Origin of the sequence: Micromonospora sp. C51 (genome assembly GCF_018070435.1) — a bacterium.
Classification (GTDB): domain Bacteria; phylum Actinomycetota; class Actinomycetes; order Mycobacteriales; family Micromonosporaceae; genus Micromonospora; species Micromonospora sediminimaris.
Genome location: NZ_JAGPXQ010000006.1, coordinates 1 through 20,086, shown reverse-complemented (window position 1 = coordinate 20,086; position 20,086 = coordinate 1). Strand labels below are relative to the sequence as shown.

Annotated in this window: 20 protein-coding genes and 1 riboswitch; of the genes, 13 read left to right on the top strand and 7 right to left on the bottom strand. The window is 71.5% G+C overall.

Translation table 11 applies throughout. The annotated features are described in order from the left end of the window. The first annotated feature begins 68 nt into the window (after positions 1-68). On the top strand, positions 69-1,196 hold the full coding sequence (locus KBX50_RS09590; protein ID WP_210936413.1) for an acyltransferase: 1,128 nt from the start codon (positions 69-71) through the stop codon (positions 1,194-1,196). Here KBX50_RS09590 and KBX50_RS09585 read toward each other — a convergent pair. Beyond that, a complete protein-coding gene (locus KBX50_RS09585) occupies positions 1,183-2,046 on the bottom strand; it encodes a DUF4097 family beta strand repeat-containing protein (protein WP_247673421.1) in 864 nt (287 codons plus the stop codon). The two genes, KBX50_RS09590 and KBX50_RS09585, sit on opposite strands and share 14 nt — an antisense overlap. Positions 2,047-2,172: 126 nt before the next feature. Here KBX50_RS09585 and recO point away from each other — a divergent pair, with 126 nt between their 5' ends. From recO to KBX50_RS09570, 3 genes are all read left to right on the top strand, one after another. Further along, positions 2,173-3,057: a DNA repair protein RecO gene (recO, locus tag KBX50_RS09580; protein ID WP_247673420.1), complete on the top strand. Its 885-nt coding sequence runs from the start codon at positions 2,173-2,175 to the stop codon at positions 3,055-3,057. Positions 3,058-3,089: 32 nt separating this feature from the next. Further along, the gene (locus KBX50_RS09575) at positions 3,090-3,890 is read left to right on the top strand and encodes an isoprenyl transferase (RefSeq protein ID WP_170863518.1); all 801 of its coding nucleotides are present in this window, start codon (positions 3,090-3,092) and stop codon (positions 3,888-3,890) included. A 110-nt stretch (positions 3,891-4,000) separates the two neighbouring features. Next, entirely contained in the window at positions 4,001-4,186 is a 186-nt protein-coding gene (locus KBX50_RS09570) for a hypothetical protein (RefSeq protein ID WP_210936411.1), read from the top strand. 114 nt (positions 4,187-4,300) lie between these two features. Here KBX50_RS09570 and gndA read toward each other — a convergent pair whose 3' ends face one another. Next, positions 4,301-5,746, bottom strand: a complete 1,446-nt coding sequence (gndA, locus tag KBX50_RS09565) for an NADP-dependent phosphogluconate dehydrogenase (protein WP_210936409.1) — start codon at positions 5,744-5,746, stop codon at positions 4,301-4,303. A gap of 404 nt (positions 5,747-6,150) precedes the next feature. On the opposite strand from gndA, the gene KBX50_RS09560 reads away from it, so the two are divergent. Beyond that, complete coding sequence (locus tag KBX50_RS09560) at positions 6,151-6,375, top strand: hypothetical protein (RefSeq protein WP_210936407.1); 225 nt, start codon at positions 6,151-6,153, stop codon at positions 6,373-6,375. Positions 6,376-6,470: 95 nt separating this feature from the next. Here KBX50_RS09560 and KBX50_RS09555 read toward each other — a convergent pair whose 3' ends face one another. From KBX50_RS09555 to KBX50_RS09535, 5 genes are all read right to left on the bottom strand, one after another. Continuing rightward, positions 6,471-6,977: a hypothetical protein gene (locus KBX50_RS09555; protein ID WP_307870898.1), complete on the bottom strand. Its 507-nt coding sequence runs from the start codon at positions 6,975-6,977 to the stop codon at positions 6,471-6,473. Continuing rightward, a complete protein-coding gene (locus KBX50_RS09550; RefSeq protein ID WP_210936403.1) occupies positions 6,974-8,683 on the bottom strand; it encodes a PHP domain-containing protein in 1,710 nt (569 codons plus the stop codon). Before KBX50_RS09550 ends, KBX50_RS09555 begins: the two co-directional genes overlap by 4 nt. Positions 8,684-8,858: 175 nt before the next feature. Next, entirely contained in the window at positions 8,859-9,659 is an 801-nt protein-coding gene (locus tag KBX50_RS09545; RefSeq protein WP_210936401.1) for an energy-coupling factor transporter transmembrane protein EcfT, read from the bottom strand. Continuing rightward, complete coding sequence (locus KBX50_RS09540; RefSeq protein WP_210936398.1) at positions 9,656-11,095, bottom strand: ABC transporter ATP-binding protein; 1,440 nt, start codon at positions 11,093-11,095, stop codon at positions 9,656-9,658. The genes KBX50_RS09545 and KBX50_RS09540 overlap by 4 nt, the downstream gene beginning before the upstream one ends. Before the next feature lie 99 nt (positions 11,096-11,194). Next, positions 11,195-11,785: an ECF transporter S component gene (locus KBX50_RS09535; RefSeq protein ID WP_210936396.1), complete on the bottom strand. Its 591-nt coding sequence runs from the start codon at positions 11,783-11,785 to the stop codon at positions 11,195-11,197. A gap of 72 nt (positions 11,786-11,857) precedes the next feature. Continuing rightward, positions 11,858-11,963, bottom strand: a riboswitch (TPP riboswitch). A 268-nt stretch (positions 11,964-12,231) separates the two neighbouring features. Between KBX50_RS09535 and KBX50_RS09530 the strand changes: the two genes are divergently transcribed. The 8 genes from KBX50_RS09530 to KBX50_RS09495 form a co-directional block, all read left to right on the top strand. Next, positions 12,232-13,236, top strand: coding sequence for a permease (locus KBX50_RS09530; RefSeq protein ID WP_374224598.1), 1,005 nt, complete (start codon positions 12,232-12,234; stop codon positions 13,234-13,236). Then, entirely contained in the window at positions 13,233-13,985 is a 753-nt protein-coding gene (locus KBX50_RS09525) for a TIGR03943 family protein (RefSeq protein ID WP_210936392.1), read from the top strand. Before KBX50_RS09530 ends, KBX50_RS09525 begins: the two co-directional genes overlap by 4 nt. Before the next feature lie 79 nt (positions 13,986-14,064). Further along, positions 14,065-14,859 carry an ABC transporter ATP-binding protein gene (locus KBX50_RS09520; RefSeq protein WP_210936389.1) on the top strand — a complete coding sequence of 265 codons (795 nt, stop codon included), beginning with the start codon at positions 14,065-14,067 and terminating at the stop codon, positions 14,857-14,859. Then, a complete protein-coding gene (locus KBX50_RS09515; RefSeq protein WP_210936387.1) occupies positions 14,859-15,620 on the top strand; it encodes an ABC transporter permease in 762 nt (253 codons plus the stop codon). The genes KBX50_RS09520 and KBX50_RS09515 overlap by 1 nt, the downstream gene beginning before the upstream one ends. A 44-nt stretch (positions 15,621-15,664) precedes the next feature. After that, positions 15,665-16,444: a MerR family transcriptional regulator gene (locus KBX50_RS09510; protein ID WP_210936385.1), complete on the top strand. Its 780-nt coding sequence runs from the start codon at positions 15,665-15,667 to the stop codon at positions 16,442-16,444. A 56-nt stretch (positions 16,445-16,500) separates the two neighbouring features. After that, positions 16,501-17,331, top strand: a complete 831-nt coding sequence (locus KBX50_RS09505; RefSeq protein ID WP_210936383.1) for an alpha/beta fold hydrolase — start codon at positions 16,501-16,503, stop codon at positions 17,329-17,331. Between the two features lie 109 nt (positions 17,332-17,440). Then, positions 17,441-17,941: a DUF6328 family protein gene (locus tag KBX50_RS09500; protein WP_210936381.1), complete on the top strand. Its 501-nt coding sequence runs from the start codon at positions 17,441-17,443 to the stop codon at positions 17,939-17,941. Positions 17,942-18,050: 109 nt separating this feature from the next. Further along, on the top strand, positions 18,051-20,086 hold a 2,036-nt coding region (locus tag KBX50_RS09495), incomplete at its 3' end, for an acyl-CoA dehydrogenase family protein (RefSeq protein ID WP_374224591.1).

The window sequence follows — 20,086 nt, the reverse complement described above, 5'->3', positions numbered from 1 at the left end:
GTTCGGCGGCGGGCAGCGGAGGGTAGGGAGGCAAGAGCCTCCGACCCCCCTGACACAGATGCAGGCTGATGCGAAACAGATACCTGGACCTGCTGCGCGCCCTGGCCATCGTGCGGGTGGTCGTGTACCACGTCACCGGCTGGGGATCGCTTACGCTGCTGTTCCCGGCGATGTCGGTGATGTTCGCGCTGGCCGGTTCGCTGATGGCCGCGTCCCTGCTGCGGTCCGGGCCGGTGGCGGTGGGTCGGCGACTGCGGCGGTTGCTGCCGTCGCTGTGGGTGGTCGCCGCGATCTTCGTGCCGGCGATGCTGCTCACCGGGCTGCCGCTGTCTCCGACGGTGCTGCTCTGGCTCTTTCCGGTGGCCGACCCGCCGGCCAACTACTGGGGTGCGCTGGCGCTGAGCCCGATCTGGTACCTGCGCGACTACCTCTGGTTCGTTCTCGCCTCGCCGGCCGCGCTGTGGTTGTTCCGTCGCTTCCCACTGCCCACCCTGCTCGCCCCGTACTGCCTGCTGCTGGTCATCGAGTTGGGCATCTATCCGAACCCGCCGGTCGTGCTGCGCCATTTCGGGCTCTACTTCGGGGCGTGGCTGCTGGGCTTCGCGCACCAGAGCGGGATGCTGCGCCGCCTGAGCGCCTGGATTCTGGTGCCGACGGCGGTCGCGCTCGCCGCGGTGGGTGGTGCCTGGGTGCTGACTCACGCGGGCCCGCGTGGCTACGACCTCAACGACATTCCGCTCGGCAACGCGTTCTGGTCGGCCGCCTTCATCCTGGTGGCACTGGGGCGGGCGCCGGCGACCGCCGCCTGGGTGGACCGTAGTCCGCTGTTCGGTCGGGCGGTCACCGTGCTGAACCGGCGGGCGTTGACGGTCTACCTGTGGCACATGGCGTTCGTGGTCGCGCTGACCCCGCTGGTCGACGTGGTCGGCTGGTCGCATCAGGATCTACTCGGCCTGGCGATCCGGGTGGCCCTGGTCTTCCTGCTGGTGGGCCTGGTGACCGCGATGGTCGGTTGGGTCGAGGATGTGGCGGCGAGGCGTCGGCCAGAGCTGGTGCCCGGTGGCCGTGGTCCGGCGTCGCGCCCCGTCCGCCGGCACGCGGAGTCCCGCACCGGCGACGATCACGAGCCGAGTGCCGGGCCGGCGATACCGGTTCCGCAACAGCGGGGCCGGGACGGGGAAGTCATCGCGAGGTGACGGTGATGTCTCCGCTGCCGGTGCGCAGGTCGAGCACGGCTGCGGCGGACGGATCGTGCGTCACGCCCAGCTCGATCTCACCGGAGCCGACCCTCGACCGGACCTGGTACGCGCCCTCCGGCACGGCCAGCTCGACGTTGCCGCTCGACGCGTGCGCCCGCGCGGAGGCGGGCTTGTCCAGTTCGAGGGTGACGTTGCCGGACTTGGCCTCCGCGTCCACCCTGCCGCCGAGGCGGCTGCCCGTCACGTCGCCGGAGGAGGCCCGCATCACGACGGCTGCGGTCACGTCGTACACCTCGATGTTGCCTGAGCCGGTCTCCACCCGTACCGCGTCGGTTGCCGCGGCCACCCGCACGTCGCCGGAGCCGACCTTGAGATCCACCTGGCCGACGCGGCTGAGGTCGACGTTCCCGGAGCCGGTCTCGCCCCGCACGCTCACCCCCTCGCCGACGGTCACCTCGTAGGAGACGCTGCACCGGGGGCCGCAGGAGGTGTCCAGCACCAGCTCCGCGCCCTTGATCTCGTACGTGGCGTCCGGCTGGCCGCCCTGGTAGCGCACCATGCGCTTGACGCGTACCTCGTCCGCCCCGCCGTCTGCCCGGACCACCACGTCGCCGGCGCCGGGCAGCACCTGGATCGCGGTGATCTGGGCAGACTCGGTGGTGTCGAAGTCCAGCCGCCGGTACGACAGGTTGTCGCACCCGACCAGGACGATGAGGGCGGCGGTCGCGGCGACCGCCATGCCGGTCCGGCGCGTGGTGCTCGCCCGCGGCGCGGTGGTTCGGCGCGCGGCGGCGGGCTGATCTGCGGCGGTGGGCCGGGAGACGGTGCTGGTCCGGTGCGAAGCCATGCTGAGCACGCTACGACCGGCACGACCGGGCGCGCATCCGGGTTCGCCGGCACGGCGACCCCGAGCGGACCCTGAATTCCGACCCGGGGTCGGACCTGATTCCCGGCCGGAGGAGAGAATGGCGCGATGGCCGGATACCGCCGACAGCTCTACCGCGACGACGCGGTGGTGCTGCGTGTGCAGAAACTCGGCGAGTCAGACCGGATCATCACCCTGCTCACCCGGCGGCACGGCCGGCTCCGCGCGGTCGCCCGGGGGGTACGCCGGACCATGTCGAAGTTCGGTGCCCGGCTGGAGCCGTTCGGTCACGTCGATGTGCAGTTGGCCGGCGACCCCAAGGGAGAGCACGGCAGCTCGCTGCACAGCGTCAGCCAGGTCGAGGGGATCGACCTCTACGGCAAGCGGTTCCTCGGTGACTATCCCCGCTACACCGCCGCCAGCGCGATCGCCGAGACCGCCGAGCGGCTCACCCCGGTCGAGCGGGAACCGTCGTTGCGGCTGTTCCAGCTCACCCTGGGCGCGCTGCGCGCCCTCGCCGACGGCGGGCATGCCACCACGCTGGTGCTCGACGCGTATCTGCTGCGCGGGATGGCGTTGGCGGGCTGGGCACCGGCGTTGACCGCCTGCGCGGTCTGCGGCACGCCGGGCCGGCACCGGGCGTTCTCGGTGCCGGCCGGGGGCGCGGTCTGCCCGGACTGCCGGCCACCGGGGGCCGCCCACCCGGCCCCGGCCACCATCGACCTGATGTCGGCGCTCACCGTCGGTGACTGGCGGATCGCCGACGCCACCGAGAACGGGGTACGCCGGGAATGCAGCGGCCTGGTCGCGGCGCACCTGCAGTGGCACCTGGAACGCGCGCTACGCTCGCTGCCGCTGGTCGACCGGGGTGGGATGCCGTCGGCACCCGGCGCGCGGCGGCCGACCGGCGACGCCGGCACCGTGGCCTCGGCCGGTGCAGCGCTGCCGCCCGACCGGGCGTCACCGGACGTGAGTAGGGAGAGAACCGAGTGATCCGATCGTCCAGGGCCGGGCGGCGCGAACCGGTGCCGCCGACACCGCATCCGTCGGGAGCCCGCCCGCCGGCGCTACCACCGGGGGCGGTGCCCCGCCACGTCGCCGTGGTGATGGACGGCAACGGCCGGTGGGCCAAGGAACGTGGTCTGCCCCGCACCAAGGGCCACGAGGCGGGGGAGTTCTCCCTCTTCGACACCGTCGAGGGCGCCATCGAGCTGGGCATTCCGTACCTGTCGGCGTACGCCTTCTCCACCGAGAACTGGCGCCGTTCACCCGATGAGGTGCGGTTCCTGATGGGCTTCAACCGGGACGTCATCCGCCGCCGCCGGGACCAACTGGTCGACCTGGGGGTGCGGGTGGTCTGGTCCGGTCGGGCCGGGCGGCTGTGGAAGAGCGTCATCAGCGAGTTGCAGACCGCCGAGGAGATGTCCCGCGGCAACTCGACGCTGACTCTGCAGTTCTGCGTGAACTACGGCGGGCAGGCGGAGATCGCCGACGCGGCCGCCGCGATCGCCCGGGACGTGGCCGCCGGCCGGCTCGATCCGGCCAAGGTCACCGAGAAGACGGTCCAGCGGTACCTCTACCACCCTGAGGTGCCCGAGGTGGACCTGTTCCTGCGACCCTCCGGCGAGCAGCGGACCTCCAACTTCCTGCTCTGGCAGAGCGCGTACGCCGAGTTGATCTTCCTGGACACGCTCTGGCCGGACTTCGACCGCCGGCACCTGTGGTACGCCTGCGAGTTGTACGCCCAGCGCGATCGTCGGTTCGGTGGCGCGCTGCCCAATCCGGTGGCCCCGACCACCTCGGCATCCGTGGTGCCGGCCGGCTGAGCGTCGGCGGTTCCGGCCTGAGCGTCGGTGGTCCCGGACACCTGAGCGCATACCCGGCGGCAACACTGGGTATCACCGCCGGCAGCAGCCACTGACGGAGGTGAACCCATATGATCCGCAAGCGCATCGGGCAGTGGGCGGTGATGGCCATCGCGGTACCGGTCGCCGCCGCCGGAGCCCGGAAACTGAGCCACACGCTGGAGGCCCGCCGTGGCCCCAACCGGGCCACTCGACTGCTCAACAAGGGCGCCGACCTGATCCGCCCCCGGCAGGCCAAGCGCCGCCGCTTCTTCTGACGCGACCGGCGCGACCGGTAGCTCGGCAATACGGCATCTCGCGGTATCCCCACTGAGGGATACCGCGAGATGCCGTATGTCGGGGGGTGCCGGTGTCGGCCTCGACCTGCGGGGTCAGGCCTCGACCTCGGCGCGGTCGGGAGTGGCCCAGAGGGTGTGGAACGAGCCGTCCCGGTCGACCCGGCGGTAGGTGTGCGCGCCGAAGTTGTCGCGCAGCCCCTGGATCAGTGCGGCCGGCAACCGGTCTGCCCGCAGCGCGTCGAAGTACGCCAGCGACGAGGCGAAGGCGGGCGCCGGTACGCCGGCCCGGGCGGCCTCGGCCACCACCCGTCGCCAGCTGGGCACGCCGTCCCGCACGGTGTCGGCGAACCACGGCGCCACCAGCAGGGTGGGCAGCTCCGGCTGCTCGTCGTACGCCTGCTTGATGCGGTCCAGGAACCGGGCCCGGATGATGCAGCCACCGCGCCAGATCGTCGCCGTACCACCCAGGTCGATGCCCCAGTCGTATTCGGCGCTGCCGGCGCGGATCTGGTCGAAGCCCTGGGCGTACGCGACGATCTTCGAGGCCAGCAGCGCCCGGCGTACGTCCTCGATGAATGCGTCGCGGTCACTGACCTGCCACTTCTCGCCGGCCTCGGGGAAGGCCCGCAGCGCGGCCTCGCGCTGACCGACGTGCCCGGACAACGACCGGGCGAAGGTGGCCTCGGCGATGCCGGTGATCGGGATGCCCAGATCGAGGGCGATCTGGACGGTCCACCGTCCGGTGCCCTTCTGCTCGGCCTGGTCCTGCACCACGTCCACGAACGCCCGCCCGGTGGCGGCGTCGGTGTGCGCCAGCACATCGGCGGTGATCTCGATCAGGAAGGACTCCAACTCGCCGGAGTTCCACTCCCGGAAGATCTGCGCGATCTCCGCCGGTTCCGCGCCGAGCCCGGCCCGCAGCAGGTCGTACGCCTCGGCGATGAGCTGCATGTCGGCGTACTCGATGCCGTTGTGGACCATCTTGACGAAGTGCCCGGCACCGTCCGGCCCGACGTGCTGGCAGCAGGGCACGCCCTCCACCTGCGCGGCGATCTTCTCGAAGATCGGTCCGAGCTTGCGGTACGACTCGGCCGAGCCGCCCGGCATGATGCTCGGCCCCCACAGCGCCCCCTCCTCGCCGCCGGAGACACCGGTGCCGACGAAGTGCAGGCCCTTGGCCCGCAGCGCCTCCTCCCGGCGTCGGGTGTCGGCGAAGTGTGCGTTGCCGCAGTCGATGATGATGTCGCCCGCTTCCAGCAACGGCACCAACTCGTCGATCACCGCGTCGGTGGGACCGCCCGCCTTGACCATGATGATCACCGCGCGGGGGCGCTCCAGCGCGGCGACGAAGTCCGCCAGGGACTCCGTCGGGACGAAGGTGCCCTCGTCGCCGTGCTCCGCCACCAGCGACCGGGTCCGCTCCGGCGAGCGGTTGTGCAACGCCACGGTGAACCCGTTGCGGGCCAGGTTCCGGGCCAGGTTGCGACCCATCACCGCCAGCCCCGTCACACCGATCTGCGCCGTAGCCCGATCCGCCATCCTCGTCGCCACCTTCCACCGTCTACCTGTAGTGCTGCGACGGTATCGCGGTATCGGTTCGGCGCGCGCCGTCCCCCCACCGCTGGTCATCAGGTGGTCGCGTAACGCACCACGACGCCCCGCGCGGACCGGTGGCGTTTAATTCGGCTGCGCCTACCTCGCCGGGGCGATAACGTGCGGGCATGCGCTACTGACGCCCCCTTTTCCGAGCCGGGCTCGCCGCCGTCGTGCCGCGACCCCGTGTGCTCCCGGGCGTCCGCGTGTGTCCACCCGCCGTCGGCGGTGGCGTCCTCCGTGGCCGGTCCCGGGCAGCAGTCCGTACCGTCCCCGACCGCCCTGATGGCGGTCCTCACGACGCGGTCGGCCGACCGTCCACCGGTTGCCGTCCGAGCGAGGAGGCACAGATGCCCACCAAACGCAGCTCCCGAAAGTCCCGTCCCGACCGTCACTCGGCGGAACTCGCCGCCGTCACACCGGCGAACCTGGACGTCGCGATCGCGCCGGTGCCCACCCTGCCGGCCGGGCGGCCGGCAGCACCCAAGGCGGGGCCACGGGCCACCGGTACTTCCGGTGTCGGTCGTGGCCAGCGGACCGGCCAGGTCCGCCGCTACGCCTTCCGGCGTAGCTGACGGTCCACGGGGGCCGGGTGTCCGTCGGTACGCGCACCCGGCCCCCTGCCCTCCCGCGTCGCGCCGGTGCCGGGCGCCACGGTCGGAGGATCACCTCAGTGGTCGGCGCAGCAGGGCGTCGGGTCGGGCACCTCGAACGGGGCCAGGCCGCCCGCGTGGTGCGGCATGGTGACCAGGACCAGCTCGCCGTCCTGCCACTGTGGCCGGACGAAATCCCTGGTGTGTACCGGCTCGTCCGGGGTCACCGGCGTCCCACCCAGCGCCACCACCCGCTCGATCGCCCCGGCGGCGAGCAGTTCGCCGACGGTGAGAGTGCCGGTCATCCGGTCCACCCCCGGGTAGTGCACCGCGCGCCCGGAGCGGCGGGCGGCGTGCTCACCGGCCGCCCGGGCCGCTGCGGTCCGCAGCTCGGGTGGGGTGACCGCCAGCTCCGCGAGCCGCTCGGCCGCCGTGCCGGCCACACTGAGCGCCACATGCGGGTACGGCCCGGCGACCAGGTGGGTGCAGGCGACCAGATCCGGCCCGAGCCCTGTCACCTGCTCGGTGAGCCAGTGGTCGGCCTCACGCAGGGTGCGGTGCCCCAGGCTGAGGCCGACGATCACTTCGGCAGGACCCAGATCGGGTTGGCGTAGAACCACAGGTCCTCCCACGGGTTGGCGGCACCGGCGACGTCCAACGCGGGACCGAACGGGTCGACCCCCGCGCCCATCAGACCGGGCTGGCTGCGCTTGCCGTCGGTACCCCGGATGCGCAGATAGAACGGCTGGTCCACCCGGCCGAAGGAGTAGCTGAACGAGACCCGGCCGGTCTTGGCGGTGACCTCGAAGGACTTCACCACCCGGGTGTTCGGGGCGATGAAGCTGTCCTGGTCGGCGACCGGGCCGGTCACCCGGCCGGCGATCACGTCGACGCGGGCGAGCACGGGCATGAACTGCGACCAGTTCGGGATGTCGGCCAGGTCGATGTCGATGGTCACCTCGACGGAGGTGCCACGCCGGACCCGCAGCACCCCGCCGAGCGGCGTGCCGGCGTTGGCCCGCCGGTCACCGGCGACGCGGGCGCGGACGTCCAGCCCCTTGATCAGACCGCCGTGGTCGACCCAGACCCGGCCGGCGCGCAGACCGTCCATGACCGCCCGGTAGGTGAAGCTGCTCGCCCCGACATGGGTGCGGCTGTACTGCCCCGGCCAGTAGTCACCGGCGTCGGTGATCACCGGTCCGTGGACCGGGTCGTGGTACCTGCCGTTGAGGTTGAAGTCGCTGCCCGGGCCCCGCTGCGAGGTGTCCAGGTAGTTGACGTGCGAGTCGGAGTTGGCGCTGATCCACCAGGCCCGACCCTCGGCGAGCAGGCTGTCCCAGAGCCCGCCGACCGTCGAGGTCATCCAGTCGAACCCACCCCAGGTGCGGTAGCTCTCCAGCGGGTAGCCGGGGAACGAGTTGGCCGACGGGTTGTTGTCGTAGTAGCCGCGGGCCCGGCCGCCACTGTCCCGGGGCAGGCCGGCGGCCTGGTGGCCCGGTGCGCCTTCCATCCCGATGGCGACGCTCGGGTCGGCGTCGCGCCAGGCCCGGATCTCGTGCGGGGAGTCGATGCCCCGACGGGCCGGGTGGTTGGCCAGGAAGAGCGCACCCTCGACGCGGCGCTTGCGTACCGCCTCGCCGAGGAACTTGATGCCGGCGACGGCCAGCGCCTCGTTCGTCGGGGTGTTGTCGCCGGCGCTGCGGACGCTGCCGTCGAAGGAGTTCTCGAACTCCTTGAGCACGGCGACCTCGTGGCGTCCGGGGTGCACGAAGACGGTGGCGTGCTCGGCCGCCGGGATGTTCCACTCCAGGCCCTGGTAGATCAGCAGATCCTTGAGCCGGGAGCGGGCGGCGACGATGTCCGGGTTGACCTTCTCCACGCCGATCTTCGCGTGCGTCGCGCTGCCGTGGTCGGTGACGACCATCCAGTCCAGGCCGTACGCCCGCGCGTGCCGGGCCTGGTCGATCACCCGGTACATGGCGTCGGAGCTGTACTGCGTGTGGATGTGGTGGTCGCCGGCGAGCCAGTGGAAGCCGCCGGTCCTGCCGTGGTCCCCGCCGGGCCCGTGACCGTGACCGTGGTCGTGGACACCGGCCACCGCCGGGGTGCCGGTCGCCAGCACGGTGGTGGCCGCGCCGGCACCGAGCAGGCCGGCGTTACGCAGGAAACCGCGCCGGTTCAGGTCGGCCGGCGGCAGGTCGCCGTCGGGGATGGACAGGTCGAGCGCCGGGGGTACGTCGGTACCGCTGGCGGCGTCGTGGTCGTGATGGTGCGCGTGGCCGTGGCCCATCTGCTGCTCCAATTGATCGAGGAGTCGTCGCAGGCCAATCTCGTCGCAGCGGGGGAACGCGGCGTGTCACCTTCGCGGCGAACATGCGAACATGCGATCCCGACCATGTGTGGTGTCGATCGGGTCCGTCGCTGACCCGGTTCGCTTCGACGCGGGGCGGCGGGTGGCGGCGGCGTCAGCCGAGCAGGGGACGGAAGGTGCCGAGCAGCACGCTGACGGCCAGCGCGGCCCCGGCGATCGCCGTCGCGCCGCCGACGAGCAGCCAGTCGGCCGCGACGAAACGCTGCCGGCGGGCGTAGGTGCGCGGCCCGGCGCTGTCGAAGCCTCGGGCGTCCATCGCCACCGCGAGCCGGGTGCCCCGCCGGATCGCCCCGACCAGCAGCGTGAACGCCGTCGAGACGAACAGCCGTAGCCGGGCCACCGGGTTGCGCCCAGCCTCGACTCCGCGCGCCCGGCGCGTCATGGTGATCATCTGCCACTCCTGGCCGAGCAGCGGCACCAATCGGAACGCCGCCAACGCGCCGATCGCGAACCGGGCGGGTGCCTTGGCGTTCTGCACCAGCGCGTCGGCCAGGTCCGTCGGGTCGGTGGTGGCGAAGACGATCACGCCGGGCAGCGCCACCGCGAACAGCCGCAGCACCAGGCCGAGCGCGGTGACCAGCACCCCCGAAGTCACCACGACCGGCCCCGCGTCGAGCAGCACCCGACCCGACCGGTCGGCGGCGAAGAGCAGCAGCGTGACCAGGATGCCGCCGCCGGCGGCCAGCAGTGGCCAGGCCCGTCGGGCCAGCAGCCCGGGGTGCACCCCGAACAGCGGCAGCACCGCCAGCTCCACGGCGATCGCGATGGCCGGCGTGACCGGGTCCAGCGTGGCCATCAGCGGAAACGCGAACAACATCGCCGCTGCCAGTTTGGCCACCGGATTGCGCCGGGCCAGCGGCGCGCCCGGCCGGGCGATCGGCTCCAGAGTGATCATCGCCGTACCGGTCCCGCGTCGGGCGCAGCGAGTGCCAGCGTACGGTCGGCCAACGCGGCCACGAAGTCGGCGTCATGGGTGACGGTGACCAGGCCGTGTCCGGCGTCGCGCAGGTTGGCGAGGAGATCCACCAGCTCGCGCCAGGTGCGCCGGTCCTGGCCGAAGGTGGGTTCGTCGCAGATGAGCAGGCGGGGCGCGGTGGCCAGGGCGGTCGCCACGCTCAGCCGCCGCGCCTCGCCACCGGAGAGGGTGTACGGGTTGGCGGCGGCGAGCCGATCCAGCCGCAGCCGGCTCAACAGTTCCGTCACGCGGTCGTGCACCGCCGATTCGGAGACCCCGGTCCGCCTCGGTCCCAGGGCCAGTTCGTCGAAGACCGTGCCGGTGACGAACTGGTGCTCGGGATTCTGGAACACCGAGCCGATCCGGCGGGTCAGCGCCGGTGCCCGCCAGCGGTGCGGTGCGGTGCGCGAGTCCTTGCCGGCCAGTTCCGAGCTGGCCGTCAGCCGCCCGGTGCCGGGCCGGAGGAGTCCGCCGAGCAGCAGCGCCAGGGTGGACTTCCCGGCGCCGTTCGGCCCGAGCACCGCGAGGGCCTCGCCGGCGCGTACGGTCAGGTCGGTGGCGGCCAGCCGGGGTGGCTGGCCGAGCTGTTCGGCGGTGAGCAGCACCTCGCCGGCCGGGCCGGCGGCCCGGCGTGGTGGGATCTCCCGGCCGGGCACCCAGACCCCCTCGGCGGCGAGGGCGTCGCCGTGCGCGGCGAAGACCGCCTCCGGTGGGCCGTCGGCGCGGACCCCGCCGCCGGGTTCGAGCACCACCACCCGGTCGACCAGCGGCAGCGCCTCGGCGACCCGGTGCTCGACCAGGATCAGGGTGGTGTCGGCGTTCACCGCCCCGGCGAGCGCCGCGCGGATCAGGGCGGCGCCCGCCGGGTCGAGGTTGGCGGTGGGTTCGTCCAGCAGCAGCAGACCGGGACGCAGCGCCAGCACGCCGGCCAGGGCGAGTCGCTGTTGTTCGCCGCCGGAGAGCGCCGCGGTGGGCCGGTCCCGGTGGTACGGGAAGCCCACCCGGTGCAGCGCCTCGTCCACCCGCGGCCAGATCTGTCCGGCCGGCACGCCCCGGTTCTCCAGCCCGAACGCCACGTCGTCGCCGCTGCGGGCCATGACGAGCTGGGACTGCGGGTCCTGGAAGACGATGCCGACCCGGTCCCGGGCCTCCTCGACCGGCCGGCCGTCGATCTCGATGCTGCCCTCGTGCTCCCCGGAGTCCTCGGGCAGCAGGCCGGCCAGCGCCGCCAGCAACGTGCTCTTGCCGGCCCCGGACGCCCCCAGCAGCAGCACCTTCTCGCCGCGCTCCACCCGCAGCTCAACCCCGCGCACCGCCCAGTCACGCCGCCCCGCGTGCCGCCACCCAAACCCCCTTACCCACACCCCCTCACCCATCCCACCCTCCTTTCTCGCCGTTGATCATGAGGTTGACCGTTGCTGTGGAGATCGAAAATGCCGCCAACCTCATGATCAACGCGTTGAGTTCCGGGGAGGTCAGACCAGGGGGCGTTCGCGGGCGGCGGGGAAGCGGTCCAGGACGCCGGTGCGGGTGAGGGCGCGGGTCAGGGCGTGCGCGCCGGCGCCGGCGATAACGGTGGCGCTGACGATGGTGAGCGCGGCGTAGGGCAGGCGGTAGGTGGCGATGTCGCGTTCGGCGTTCCAGTAGACGAAGTCGAAGATCGCCGCGCTCAGGCCGGTCAGCGCGCCGGCCAGCAGGGCGACCGGCAGCCGGTAGGACCGGTACCGGAAGGCGGCGAAGGCCAACTCGGCGCCGAGCCCCTGCATCAGGCCCTGCAACAGCACGATGGTGCCCCACTGGCTGCCCAGCAGGGCCGAGATGATCGCGGCCAGCAGTTCGCAGTACAGCGCGGCGCCGGGCTTGCGGATGACCAGGCCGCCGAGCACCGCCGGCACCAGCCAGACACCGTAGATGAGGGTCTGCGCCGGCGGGAAGAAGCTGAAGGCGCCCTCGGTGGCGCTCCACACCACGCCCCAGGCCCAGAAGATGACGCCGAAGGTGACGGCGATGACCGACGCCACCACGATGTCGATGGTGCGCCAGCGGTTGCTGTCAGTGGTCTGCACGATGTTTGCTCCCAGTCCAGATGCGAACCAGGCAAGACGCACGCCCCGGCCGGCGGCGCCGAACGGTGGCGGGCTGGAGGTGGACCGAACTCCCTGCGCTGGCATTACCCAGATCAGGTACGGAGGGTCTGCGGGCGGACCCGCACTCTCAGCGCTGTGCGCTCCCCTGTCGGAGGTGTTGTCTGTCCCGCCGACGCTAACACCACGGAAGATCCACCGGCAATGTGATCTCCCCAGGTCACGACGGTTACTCGCCTCCGATTGGTCCGGTGGCCGGGGGGCTCCCGGAAGTTTGGCGAATCTGTGACATCCATCGACGTCATCCGCGCCGGACGGTAATCTCAGTCCGCCGATCCGCCACGGCCGAAGGGTGACGGGTGACCACAGACACTGACCGGGCCGTGCCGGGCGAACCTGAGCCCCGATCCTCGGCCGGGGGCGTCGACATCGGCACGCGCCCACCGGAGCCTGCCGGTGGCGAGCCACCCCGGCGCTGGCTCGGTGACCGGATCGGCTCGGTGGAGGTTCTCGCGGCGCTGCTGATCATCCTGATCATCTTTCGGGAGCCGATCGCCGCCGCCCTGGACGATCCCCGCATCCAGACCTGGACCACCGTCTTCGTCTCGATCATGGTGCAGGCAGTGCCGTTCCTGGCCTTCGGAGTGCTGCTCTCCGCCGTGATCGCGGTCTTCGTGCCCCGATCCTTCTGGGCGAAGGCGTTGCCCCGGCACCCGGCGTTGGCGGTGCCGGCAGCCAGCGCGGCCGGGGTGGTGCTGCCGGGCTGCGAGTGCGGCTCGGTGCCGATCGCCGGGTCACTGATCCGGCGGGGCGTGACCCCGGCCGCCGCGCTGGCGTTTCTGCTCGCCGCCCCGGCGGTCAACCCGATCGTGCTCACCGCCACGGCGGTCGCCTTCCCGAACAACCCCGAGATGGTCCTCGCCCGGGGCGTCGCCAGCCTGATCGTCGCCATGATCATGGGGTGGCTCTGGCTGCGGCTCGGGCGCACCGAGTGGATCAGGATGCCGCGCCGGCCGGAGCTGGACGACGCGTCCCGGGGCCGGGCCTTCTGGGCCGCCGTCCGCCACGACGTGACCCACGCCGGTGGTTTCCTGGTGCTCGGTGCGATGGCCGCCGCCAGCATCAACGTGCTGGTGCCGGAGCGGTGGTTGCAGACCCTCGCCGACAACGCGTGGCTGTCGATCCTGGCGCTGGCGCTGCTCGCCGTCCTGCTCTCGCTCTGCTCGGAGGCTGACGCCTTCGTCGCTGCCTCGCTGTCCCAGTTCTCGCTCACGTCCCGACTGGTCTTCCTGGTGGTGGGGCCGATGGTCGATCTCAAGCTGATCTCGATGCAGGCCGGTGTGTTCGGCCGCCGCTTCGCCTTCCGGTTCGCGCCGACCACCTTCGTGGTGGCCCTGTTGGTCGCCGTCGGCGCCGGGGCGGTGCTGCTGTGAACCGGCAGGCGCAGGCGGTGATCCTGCTGCTGCTCGGCGGCGCGGTGATCCGGGCCAGCGTCACCGACCTCTACCTGCGCTACGTCAAGGAGGGTCTGCGTCCCTTCCTGATCGCCGCCGGCCTGCTGCTGATCGCCGCCGCGATCATGACGCTCTGGTACGAGCTGCGCCCGCCGGCCCACCGCGCGCTGGCCCCGGCCGACGGTCCCGGCGTCGGCCACGACGGGCCCGACGGGCACGAGCACGCCCACCACGAGCCGCGGGTCGGTTGGCTGCTGATCCTGCCCGTACTCGGGCTGCTGCTGGTCGCCCCGCCGGCCCTCGGGTCGTACGCGGCGGGCCAGGCCGGCACGGCGTTGAGCAGCCAACAGCAGTCGGACTACCCACCGCTGCCCGACGGTGACCCGGTGCAGGTCAGCGTCCTGGACTACGCCTCCCGGGCATTGTTCGACCGGGGCACGTCGATCGGCGATCGGCGGGTGCAGCTCACCGGCTTCATTGCCACCGGCGCGGACGGCCAGCCGATCCTGGCCCGGATGGTGCTGTCCTGCTGTGCTGCCGACGGCCGCCCGGTCAAGCTCGGGTTGACCGGCGACGTACCGGCCGGGCTGCCCGACGACAGTTGGGTCGAGGTGACCGGCCGCTACAGCGACCGGCTCGGCCGGGATCCGGTGAACGACGCCGAGATCCCCTACCTTGAGGTCGAGTCCTGGCGGCAGGTGCCTGTCCCCAAGCGTCCGTACGACTGACGTCGCGCCACCCACTGCGAGAATCGGTGCCGCTGCGGGCTTGACCCTGACGCTGCGTCAACCCTCCATGCTGACCGGCATGACGATCCCGGCGACAACCAGTGAGCTTCAGGGGCCTGCGATCCGGGTGCGGGGCCTGGAGAAGTCGTACCAGAAGCTGCACGTGCTGCGTGGCGTGGATTTCGAGGTCGCCCGGGGGAGCATCTTCGCCCTGCTCGGCTCGAACGGCGCGGGCAAGACCACGGTGGTGAAGATCCTCTCCACGCTGCTCAAGGCCGACGCGGGCACCGCACACGTCAACGGCTTCGATGTCAGGGCCCAGGCCGCCGAGGTACGCGAGTCGATAAGCCTCACCGGGCAGTTCGCGGCGGTCGACGAGATCCTCACCGGGCGCGAGAACCTCGTCCTCGTCGCCAGGCTGCGGCACCTCAAGGCACCCGGCGCGATCGCGGACGAGCTGTTGAACCGCTTCGCGTTGACCGAGGCGGGCGCCCGGAGGGTGGCGACGTACTCTGGGGGCATGCGCCGCCGGCTGGACATCGCGATGAGTCTGATCGGGAATCCGCCGGTCGTCTTCCTCGACGAGCCGACGACCGGGCTGGACCCGCAGGCGCGCCTCGAGGTGTGGCACGCCGTCAACGAACTCGCTCAGGGCGGCACGACCGTGCTGCTCACCACCCAGTATCTCGACGAGGCGGAGAACCTCGCCGACCGGATCGCGATCCTCCACGAGGGCCGGATCATCGTGGACGGCACCCTCGACGAGCTGAGGCAGATCCTGCCACCCGCCGAGGTCGAGTACGTCGAGAAGCAGCCGAGCCTGGAAGACATCTTCCTCACCCTCGTCGGTGCCGGCACAGACAAGGAACAGTGATGAACAAGCATCTCCTCGGCGACACCACTGTGCTCCTGGGGCGTTCGCTGCGGCACGTCCTCCGCAGCCCGGACACCATCATCACCACCGCGATCATGCCGATCGCTTTCATGCTGCTGTTCGTCTACGTCTTCGGTGGTGCGATCGAGACCGGGACCGACTCGTACGTGAACTACCTGCTGCCCGGCATCCTGGTCATCACGATCGCCTCGGGCATCTCCTACACCGCCTTCCGGCTCTTCCTGGACATGCGGGGCGGCATTGTCGGGCGGTTCCAGTCCATGCCGATCGCACGATCCGCCGTGTTGTGGGCGCACGTGCTGACCTCGATGGTCGCCAACCTGATCTCGCTCGCGGTCGTCGTCGGCGTCGCCCTGATCATGGGCTTCCGCACCGGGACGGACGTGCTGGGCTGGCTCGCCGTGGCTGGCATCCTGGCACTGCTCACCCTGGCGTTGACCTGGCTCGCCGTGCTCCCGGGCCTCACCGCCAAGTCGGTGGACGGGGCCAGTGCGTTCTCGTACCCGCTCATCTTCCTGCCGTTCGTCAGCTCGGCCTTCGTGCCCACCGACACCATGCCCGGTCCGGTGCGGGCCTTCGCCGAGCACCAGCCGGTGACCGCCATCGTCAACACGATCCGGGACCTGTTCGCCCAGCAGCCGATCGGTTCCGACATCTGGATCGCGCTCGTCTGGTGTCTCGGCATCCTCGTCGTGGCGTATCTGCTCGCCGCCATCTCCTACCAGCGGAAGATCGCGTGAGCCGGCAGCGGCCGGATCGGGTGCGGTGAAGGCAGGATCGGGGCATGCTGACGATCGGTCAACTGGCCGCGTACGCCGGTGTCACGGTACGGACGGTGCGGCACTACCACCAGATCGGGCTGCTGCCCGAGCCGGAGCGGGACGCCTCGGGTTACCGGCGGTACGGCGCGACGGCGGCCGTGTCGCTCATCAAGATCCGCACTCTCGCCAACGCCGGTGTGCCGCTGTCCCGGATCAATCAGCTGCTCGAAGCCGACGCGGCGACCTTCACGGAAGCGATCCGCAGGATCGACAGTCACCTGCGGGATGAGATCGAACGGCTCCAGACCAGCCGTATGCAGATCGCGCAGCTCGCGGCCGGCGAGGGCCTGACGCTCCCCCCGGAGGTGATCGCCTACCTCGATCGGCTTCGGGAGATCGGTGCGTCCGAGCGGCTGGTGGCGGGTGAACGGGACGGATGGATCCTGGTCGCCGCCCGCTGGCCCGACCGCGTCCGCGAGTTCATGCCCGGCAAACTCGCGCAGCTCGACGACCCGCGGGTCGTCCGGCTCTACCGCGTGCTGTCGGAGATCTTCGACAGCGACGCCGACGACGACCCACGCTTGGCGGAGGCCGCCGACATCATCGCCTACCTGGCCGAGCAGGCGTACGCCGCTGGCGCGTTCGACCCCGCCAATGAGGACTACCACGATTTACCGCATGACCTGCTGGACGCGCTCGCCGTCGAGGCCGATCCCCGGATGCAACGACTGCAGGAGTTGTTGCGTGAGCGTGGCTGGACCGGTTGGAACCGGATGGAGCGGCTGCCCGAGCCGTCCTGTTGATCTTCGGTTTGGATCACCTTTCTGAGCCGGCGTCGGGTCGTCGGTAGGCTGCCGGCATGCGTATCGATGCCCGAGGTCTGCGGTTCGACGTCGCCACCGGTGGTCCGGAGCAGGGCGAACCGGTGCTGCTGCTGCACGGTTTCCCGCAGCACTCGGGTGAGTGGGACGACGTACTGCCGGCCCTGCACGCCGCTGGTCTGCGCAGCTACGCGCTGAACCAGCGGGGCTACTCGCCGCAGGCCCGGCCCACCCAGGTCGAGGCGTACCGGCTCGGTGAGCTGGTCGCCGACGCGGCTGCGGTGCTGGACGCTCTCGGGGTGCCCACCGCCCATGTGGTCGGGCACGACTGGGGTGCGGTCGTCGGGTGGGCGCTGGCCGCCACCCACCCGGACCGGGTACGGACCCTGACCGCGGTCTCCGTGCCGCATCCGGCGGCCATGGCGTACGCGTTGACACACGACGCGCAGCAGAAAGCGCGCTCGGCGTACATGGTGCTGTTCCGGAAGCCGGGGGTGGCGGAGAAGACGTTGCTGGCGCTCGGTGCGGCCGGGCTGCGGCGGCTGCTGCGTGGCGTCGGCGACGGCGCCCGGGTGGCCGCGTACGCCGATCCGATGCGTGAGCCGGGTGCGCTGACCGCCGCGTTGAACTGGTACCGGGCGATGTCGAAGGCGGATCTGGCGGCGATCGGCCCGGTGACGGTGCCCACCACCTTCGTCTGGAGTGACGGTGACGTCGCCATCGGGCGGGTCGCCGCGCAGGCCTGCGCCGCTCACGTGACCGGGGATTTTCGGTTCGTCGAACTGGCCGGGATCACCCACTGGATCCCGGACGAGGCGCCGACGCCGCTGGCCGAGGCGATTCTGGGCCGGGTGCGCCCGGCGGTTTGAGCGGGCGGAGAGCGGGCACGGGGGATTCTGAGCAGGTTTCGGGTCGCACCCGGTGGGGCATCAGCGTGACCGCCGGCGGCGAGGGCCGGCGGAGCCCCGGAGGTCCGCAGTGTCAAAGGAAACCGAGAAGCAGCGGTGGCAGCGCAACTTCGCCGACCTGCTACAGGAATTGCGGGTCGCGCAGACCGGCGTGCAGATCCTCTTTGCCTTCCTGCTGACCCTGCCGTTCAGTGCCGGCTTCGACGACACCACCCAGTTTCAGCGGGACGTCTACATCGTCGCGCTGCTGGCCGCAGCCGGCGCCACCGCGATGATCATCTCGCCGGTGGCGTTCCACCGGGCGCTGTTCCGGCAGGGACGCAAACCGGAGCTGGTGCGCTTCGCCCATCGGATGGCCAGCGGCGGTCTCGGCTTCATGCTGGTCGCGATGGTGAGTTCGGTGCTGCTGATCACCGACTTCGTGCTCGCCCGACCGATCGCCTTCCTGCTCAGTGGCATCGCCGGCCTGTGGTTCCTGGCCCTCTGGATGTTCCTGCCGTTCGCCCGCCGCAATTGGGGTGAGGACGACATCGACGACGACGAGGACCCGAGCGGCCTGAACCAGGGCTGATTCGACCGCTGCGGCGGGTATCCGTGGCTACCTTTGGGTAACAAACGCGGGTAGCCTGCTGAACAGGCGGAACAGTCCGACTGTCCGGATCGACCCCCGGGGGTTTGCCGTGGCCATCGCCGAGAACCACCGTCCGTCAGCCACCGACAGCCGTAACGCCGACCTCGCGCCAGCCGCGGCGGGCCAGGTGCCCGCGCCAGACGCCGCGGGCCAGGTGTCCGAGAAGGAGGCCCGTCAGGTCGCCGAGGCGGCCCGCCAGACCACCTGGGACCGGCCCAGCTTCGGCAAGGAGCTCTTCCTGGGCCGGCTGCGGCTCGACCTGATTGATCCGTGGCCGCGACCGGATCCGGAGGAACAGGCCCGCGCCGAGGAGTTCCTCGGCCGGCTCCGCGACTACGTCGCCGCCGAGGTGGACGGCGCGGCGATCGAACGCGACGCGCGGATCCCCGACGAGGTGTTCCAGGGGCTGGCCCGGCTGGGTGCCTTCGGGATGAAGATCGGCCGGGAGTACGGCGGGCTCGGCCTGAGCAACCTGCACTACTGCCGGGCGTTGATGCTGGCCGGCTCGGTCAGCCCGGCGATCGGCGCGCTGCTGTCGGCACACCAGTCGATCGGCGTGCCGCAGCCGTTGAAGATGTTCGGCAGTGAGGAGCAGCGGCGTCGCTTCCTGCCCCGGCTGGCCGCCGGGGAGGTCTCCGCGTTTCTGCTGACCGAGCCGGATGTGGGCTCCGACCCGGCCCGTCTGGCGACCACCGCCGAGCCGACACCCGACGGAGCCGGCTACCGGATCAACGGCGTCAAGCTGTGGGCCACCAACGGCACCGTGGCCACCCAACTCGTGGTGATGGCCCGGGTGCCGAAGGCCGAGGGACGTCGCGGCGGCATCACCGCCTTCGTGGTCGACGCCGACGCCGACGGCATCACGGTCGAGCGGCGCAACGCCTTCCTCGGCCTGCGTGGACTGGAGAACAGCCTCACCCGCTTCCACGATGTCTTCGTACCGAAGGAGAACGTCATCGGTGGCGAGGGCAAGGGGCTGCGGATCGCCCTGAGCACGCTGACCACCGGCCGGTTGTCGCTGCCGGCGATGTGCGTCGGTGCCGGCAAGTGGGCGTTGAACGTGGCCCGGGAGTGGTCGGCGGAGCGGGTCCAGTGGGGCCGGCCGGTGGGTGAGCACGAGGCGGTCGCCCAGAAGCTCTCCTTCATCGCCGCGACCACGTACGGCATGGAGACCATGCTGGACCTCTGCTGCCTGCTCGCCGACGACGACCGCAACGACATCCGGATCGATGCGGCGCTGGTCAAGCTGTACGCCAGCGAGATGGCGTGGCGGGTCGCCGACGAACTGGTCCAGATCCGCGGCGGCCGGGGGTACGAGACGGCCGAGTCGCTCACCGCCCGGGGCGAACGTCCGGCCGCGGTCGAGCAGATGCTCCGCGACCTGCGGATCAACCGGATCTTCGAAGGCTCCACGGAGATCATGCACCTGCTCATCGCCCGGGAGGCGGTGGACGCGCACCTGTCGGTGGCGGGCGACATCATCGACCCCGAGGCCGGGCTCGCCCGCAAGGCGAAGGCCGGTGCCCGGGCGGGCGCGTTCTACGCGCGATGGCTGCCGACCCTCGCGGTCGGCAAGGGACAGCAGCCCACCGGGTACGGCGAGTTCGGTCCGCTCGCGGGACACCTGCGTCAGGTGGAACGCGCCAGTCGGAAGCTGGCCCGGTCCACCTTCTACGCGATGTCCCGCTGGCAGGGAAAGATGGAACGTAAGCAGGCGTTCCTCGGCCGAGTGGTGGACATCGGCGCGGAGCTGTTCGCGATGAGCGCGGTCTGCGTGCGTGCCCACGCCGAGCGCGACACCCGGCCGGAGAACGTCGAACTGGCCGACCTGTTCTGCCGGCAGGCCCGGGTCCGGGTAGACGCCTTGTTCACCGCCCTCTGGGAGAACACCGACTCGATCGACGTGACGGCTGCGAAGCGGATCCTCGCCGGCCGCTACGCCGCCCTGGAGGACGGCGTCATCACCCCGCCCACCGACCTGCCCTGGGTGGCCCCCAGGACCCCCGGCCCCTCCACCGCCTCCTCCGACGCCCGCCGCCACCACCCCCCCCCCCCCATGGCCCCCCCCCCCCCCCCCCCCCCGCG

What these genes read in the sequence shown, in the direction of transcription:
- KBX50_RS09515 (WP_210936387.1), top strand. Translation starts at nt 14,859, where the DNA reads ATGAACAAGCATCTCCTCGGCGACACCACTGTGCTCCTGGGGCGTTCG.
- KBX50_RS09540 (WP_210936398.1), bottom strand. Translation starts at nt 11,095, where the DNA reads ATGGGTGAGGGGGTGTGGGTAAGGGGGTTTGGGTGGCGGCACGCGGGG.
- KBX50_RS09520 (WP_210936389.1), top strand. Translation starts at nt 14,065, where the DNA reads ATGACGATCCCGGCGACAACCAGTGAGCTTCAGGGGCCTGCGATCCGG.
- gndA (WP_210936409.1), bottom strand. Translation starts at nt 5,746, where the DNA reads ATGGCGGATCGGGCTACGGCGCAGATCGGTGTGACGGGGCTGGCGGTG.
- KBX50_RS09590 (WP_210936413.1), top strand. Translation starts at nt 69, where the DNA reads ATGCGAAACAGATACCTGGACCTGCTGCGCGCCCTGGCCATCGTGCGG.
- KBX50_RS09560 (WP_210936407.1), top strand. Translation starts at nt 6,151, where the DNA reads ATGCCCACCAAACGCAGCTCCCGAAAGTCCCGTCCCGACCGTCACTCG.
- KBX50_RS09545 (WP_210936401.1), bottom strand. Translation starts at nt 9,659, where the DNA reads ATGATCACTCTGGAGCCGATCGCCCGGCCGGGCGCGCCGCTGGCCCGG.
- KBX50_RS09585 (WP_247673421.1), bottom strand. Translation starts at nt 2,046, where the DNA reads ATGGCTTCGCACCGGACCAGCACCGTCTCCCGGCCCACCGCCGCAGAT.
- KBX50_RS09570 (WP_210936411.1), top strand. Translation starts at nt 4,001, where the DNA reads ATGATCCGCAAGCGCATCGGGCAGTGGGCGGTGATGGCCATCGCGGTA.
- KBX50_RS09510 (WP_210936385.1), top strand. Translation starts at nt 15,665, where the DNA reads ATGCTGACGATCGGTCAACTGGCCGCGTACGCCGGTGTCACGGTACGG.
- recO (WP_247673420.1), top strand. Translation starts at nt 2,173, where the DNA reads ATGGCCGGATACCGCCGACAGCTCTACCGCGACGACGCGGTGGTGCTG.
- KBX50_RS09550 (WP_210936403.1), bottom strand. Translation starts at nt 8,683, where the DNA reads ATGGGCCACGGCCACGCGCACCATCACGACCACGACGCCGCCAGCGGT.
- KBX50_RS09505 (WP_210936383.1), top strand. Translation starts at nt 16,501, where the DNA reads ATGCGTATCGATGCCCGAGGTCTGCGGTTCGACGTCGCCACCGGTGGT.